Annotated in this window: 4 protein-coding genes; 1 reads left to right on the top strand and 3 read right to left on the bottom strand. The window is 70.8% G+C overall.

The window, feature by feature from the left end; all coding sequences use genetic code 11:
* Positions 1–114: 114 nt before the first annotated feature.
* From ACFWZ5_RS45110 to ACFWZ5_RS45100, 3 genes are all read right to left on the bottom strand, one after another.
* Positions 115–1428, bottom strand: coding sequence for a coenzyme F420-0:L-glutamate ligase (locus ACFWZ5_RS45110; protein WP_384806382.1), 1314 nt, complete (start codon positions 1426–1428; stop codon positions 115–117).
* Positions 1429–1565: 137 nt separating this feature from the next.
* A complete protein-coding gene (cofD, locus tag ACFWZ5_RS45105) occupies positions 1566–2525 on the bottom strand; it encodes a 2-phospho-L-lactate transferase (RefSeq protein WP_384806380.1) in 960 nt (319 codons plus the stop codon).
* A gap of 33 nt (positions 2526–2558) precedes the next feature.
* Entirely contained in the window at positions 2559–3089 is a 531-nt protein-coding gene (locus ACFWZ5_RS45100) for a cysteine dioxygenase (protein ID WP_384806378.1), read from the bottom strand.
* Between the two features lie 780 nt (positions 3090–3869).
* Here ACFWZ5_RS45100 and ACFWZ5_RS45095 point away from each other — a divergent pair.
* Positions 3870–4133 (top strand): WhiB family transcriptional regulator, encoded by a 264-nt coding sequence (locus ACFWZ5_RS45095; RefSeq protein WP_384806376.1) that lies wholly within the window; start codon positions 3870–3872, stop codon positions 4131–4133.
* Positions 4134–4227 lie beyond the last annotated feature (94 nt).

Below are 4227 nucleotides of genomic sequence, written 5' to 3'. Positions count from 1 at the left end.
TTTGAGGACGAGGCGCGAAGCGCCGGATAAAAGGGGGGTCCAGGGGGGCGGAGCCCCCCTGGTTCGGGAAGGGGCGGGTCAGGGGCGCCCCCGCGAGGAACCCCCGCAACCCCCCTACCGCACCACCAAGAACTCCTCAGCAGCCCGCCCCACCCGCCCCGCCGGAGGCGAACTCGCATGCCCCACGGCAACGGCCCCCATAGGCTCCCACTCCCGCGGCAGCCCAAGAACATCCCGCACGACATCCCGGCAGAACATCGTCGAAGACACCCACGCGGACCCGAGCCGCTCCCCGGCAAGCGCCACGAGGAAGTTCTGCACCCCGGCCCCCGCGGCGACGACGAACATCTCCCGCTCGGCCCCGTCCCGCCGCGCGTCCCCGTAGTGGTGCGCCCCGTCCGCGACGAGGCAGGGCACGACCAGGTAGGGCGCGTTCCGCAGCACGTCCCCGCGCCGCACCCGCCGCGCGATGGACTCCTCGGACTTCCCGTCACGGCGCAGGTCGGCGACCCACGCGTCCCGCATGGCGTCGAGCAACCGCACCCGGGACTCCGCCGACTCCAGGAGGACGAACCGCCAGGGCGTCGTGTGATGGGGCGCGGGCGCGGTGACGGCGGCGGCGACGGCCCGCCGCACGGCCCCGGGGTCGACGGGCTCGTCGGTGAACTCCCGCACCGTACGCCGCAGCGTCACCGCTTCCCGTACGGCCTCGGACGTACCGAGCCGGAACATGTCGTCACGAGCGTCCCGCACGAGCGCCCGCGCCCCGGAGTCGACGCCGTCCACGCCACCCGAGCTGCCCGAGCCGCCCTCCGCCCGCACGACGTGCGGCAGTCCCCGCACCACCGCCACCGGCAGCCCCCCGGCCTTCCCCTTGACGAGGTCACCGGCGGCGGCCAGCTCGTCGGCGGTGGCGACGACGGTGGCGACCAGCGGATTGCCGTACGCGTCCACGCCGCCCCGCAGATCGTCCAGGACCCGCACTCCCGCGGCGCCGATGGCGACGTCGGTGAGGCCCTGGCGCCAGGGGCGCCCGAAGGTGTCGGTGACGACGACACCGACGTCGACGCCGAGCGCGGCGCGCAGCCCGTCACGGACGGCGCGCGCGGAGGCGTCGGGGTCCTCGGGCAGCAACAGGATGGTCCCGGAAGGGGTGTTGGAGGCGTCGACGCCGGCGGCGGCCATGACGAGGCCCTGCCGGTTCTCGACGATGCGGAGGGTGCCGCGGCGCGCCACCACTCGTACCGTCTCGGCGTCGATGGCGGCCTCGCGGTCGTCCGCCGCGACGACGCGCCCCTCGGCCTTGCTGACGATCTTCGAGGTGACGAGCACGACGTCCCCGTCGGCGAGGCCGGGCTCGGCGGCGGCGATGAGCTTCGCGAGGTCGTCACCGCGCCGGACCTCGGGCAGCCCGGGAACGGCCCACACCCGGAACGCCGGAGAACCCGGAGAACCCGGAGAACCCGAAGAACCCGAAGAACCCGAAGAACCCGGAGAACCCGAAGAAGCTGAAGAACCCGAAGAAGCTGGAGAGCCGGAAGGCACAGGAGAGCCAGGGCCGACGGTCACGCCGCGCGCACCTCCTCGGCGAGGGCGAGCGCCTCGCGAGCCATCTCCGCGGCGGCGTCCTCGTCCGTCATCATCAGCGGGATCGCCCGGCACCGGATGCCCGCGGTCTCCACCCGCTCCACGGTGCCGGCGTCCACGGTGTCGACGAGCCAGCCGTCGAGGAGCCCGCTGCCGTAGTGCTCGGCGACCGCGGCGGCCGTCGACTCCACGCCGACGGCGGCCAGGACCTTGTCGGCCATGCCGCGCACGGGCGCGTCCCCGACGATGGGGGACAGGCCCACCACGGGGACACCGGCTTCGGCGATGGCTTCCCGTATGCCCGGCACGGCGAGGATCGTGCCGACGCTGACCACGGGGTTGGAGGGCGGGAAGAGGACGACGTCGGCCTCGGCGATGGCTTCGAGGACGCCGGGCGCGGGCTTGGCCTGCTCGGCGCCGACGGGCACGATCGCGTGCGCGTCGACGGAGGCGCGCAGGCGCACCCAGTACTCCTGGAAGTGCACGGCCTTGCGCTCCCCGTCGACCTCGACCGCGACGTGCGTCTCGACGCGGTCGTCCGACATGGGGATGAGCCGCACGCCGGGCTGCCAGCGCTCGCACAGGGCCTCCGTGACGGCGCTGAGCGGATATCCGGCGGCGAGCATCTGCGTCCGCACGATGTGCGTGGCGAAGTCGCGGTCGCCGAGCCCGAACCACTCGGGTCCGACGCCGTACGCCGCGAGCTCCTCCTTGACCTTGAACGTCTCGTCCGTACGTCCCCAGCCCTGCTCCTCGTTGATCCCGCCCCCGAGCGTGTACATCACCGTGTCCAGGTCGGGGCAGACCTTCAGGCCGAACAGGTGGATGTCGTCACCGGTGTTGCCGATGACCGTGATCGCCGCGTCGGGCGCGGCCTTCTTGAGTCCGCGGAGGAAACGGGCGCCGCCGATGCCGCCGGCCAGAACCACAATGCGCATGTGCCCAGCATCGCAGGCGGGTACGACATCGTGTCAGGCGGTTACGGCATCCCCGGTGTTCCCGGCGGTCTTCTCGGCCGAAGTGGCCGACGCGCACTGGGCGGCGGCGTGCATGGGCATGTCGGTCAGGCCGGGGTAGTAGACGTGCAGGCTCACGGCGGGTTCCAGGGAGTCGTTGACGACCTCGTGGACGTAGCCGGGGGCGAAGACGCGCTGCGCGCCGGCGGTGAGGGCGCGCGTGCCGCGCTGGGTGTGCTCGGTCAACTCCCCTTCGAGGAGCGTGAGTACGCCGGAGGAGCGGCCGTGGTCGTGGCTGCCGCTGCCCTGTCCGGGCACCCAGGAGAGCAGCCACACCTCGTAGCCGGGACCCGTGCGCAGGCGGTGGTACCAGCGGCTGGTGGCGTCGTACTGGACGAGGTGGGCCCACTGGTCGCGGTCGGCGGCGATGGCGCGGGCGAGGCCGACGAACTCCGCGACGGTGGCGGGGTGCTCGCGGGCGGGCTGCAGCAGGTGCGGGACTTCGAGGATGTCCCCGGCGATCTGGAGGTCGCTGTCGCTGTTCATGGTGCGGTGGTTCCTCAACGTGAAGAGTGCTGGGGTGTCGCGGCGAAAAAGCGGAAGGAGCGGCGGAGCGGCGGAGCGGCGAAACGCGGGAAAGCAGTGCGGAACAGTGCGAAAACAGTGCGGAGCAGTGCGAAACGGAGCGTTGTGCGGCGGTCAGCGGCTCAACAGCTGGAGGCGGGACGGCTCAACAGCTGGAACAGGGGGGACACGCACAGGTACAGCGACAGCGCGCGGGGGCAGCACCGGAAGACCCGCTGGTGCGGGTCACGGAAAGCGCCAAGTTCGCGAGCATGCCCACCAGGACAGCGGCTTACACCTTCGATGTCAACTCACTGTCCGCTATGTGGGCAATGTTTCACCTCATCCGGTTCTTCTGTCCGGCGAAAGGTTTGTGCAGGTGCCCCGCAGGACACATGGCGCACCAACCGGCGCTCGGAACGGCGCGTCAGCCGGCGCTCGGCCGCCGTGGTGATCCCGCGATCCGCGTGTGATCCGGTTCGCTTCAGTGGATCAGCCGCAACGGGAGCGAGAGCCGTGGCGTCCCTGACGGTGAAGGGACGCGGCGTGACGGGTGTCGGACGGGCCTTCGACGGGTGTCATGGTTTAGGCGGATTTGAACACTTTCCGCAAAGCCTTGGTTCCGCAGAGTGAATAAGGGGCTCAATAGCAGATCTCGGCTTGACTGGCCCGGATCGGCACACTTGTAATTTCACTCGTGTCGTTCAGCCGAAACCGGTAACGGCAGCACCACGGGGACGCGAAGACAGACGAGGGGCGCACATGACCGAGCTGGTTCAGGAACTGCTGGTCGAGGACGCGGACGACGAAATCGGCTGGCAGGAGCGCGCGCTGTGCGCCCAGACCGACCCCGAGTCCTTCTTCCCCGAGAAGGGCGGCTCCACGCGCGAGGCCAAGAAGGTCTGCCTTGCCTGCGAGGTCCGCTCCGAGTGCCTTGAGTACGCACTTGCGAACGATGAGCGTTTCGGTATCTGGGGCGGCTTGTCGGAACGCGAACGCCGCCGCCTGAAGAAGGCCGCCGTCTAGACCCACCCCTTTCCCTCAAACACCGGACGGGCTGAAAATTTCAGCCCGTCCGGCGTTTGAGGACGAGGCGCGAAGCGCCGGATAAAAGGGGGGT

Source organism: Streptomyces sp. NPDC059003 (assembly GCF_042740445.1).
Taxonomy (GTDB): Bacteria; Actinomycetota; Actinomycetes; order Streptomycetales; family Streptomycetaceae; genus Streptomyces.
This window is presented reverse-complemented; position numbering and strand designations above follow the sequence as displayed.

Bases quoted from the DNA above. Each gene is read 5' to 3' on its own strand.
- cofD (WP_384806380.1), bottom strand. From the start codon at position 2,525: ATGCGCATTGTGGTTCTGGCCGGCGGCATCGGCGGCGCCCGTTTCCTC.
- ACFWZ5_RS45100 (WP_384806378.1), bottom strand. From the start codon at position 3,089: ATGAACAGCGACAGCGACCTCCAGATCGCCGGGGACATCCTCGAAGTC.
- ACFWZ5_RS45095 (WP_384806376.1), top strand. From the start codon at position 3,870: ATGACCGAGCTGGTTCAGGAACTGCTGGTCGAGGACGCGGACGACGAA.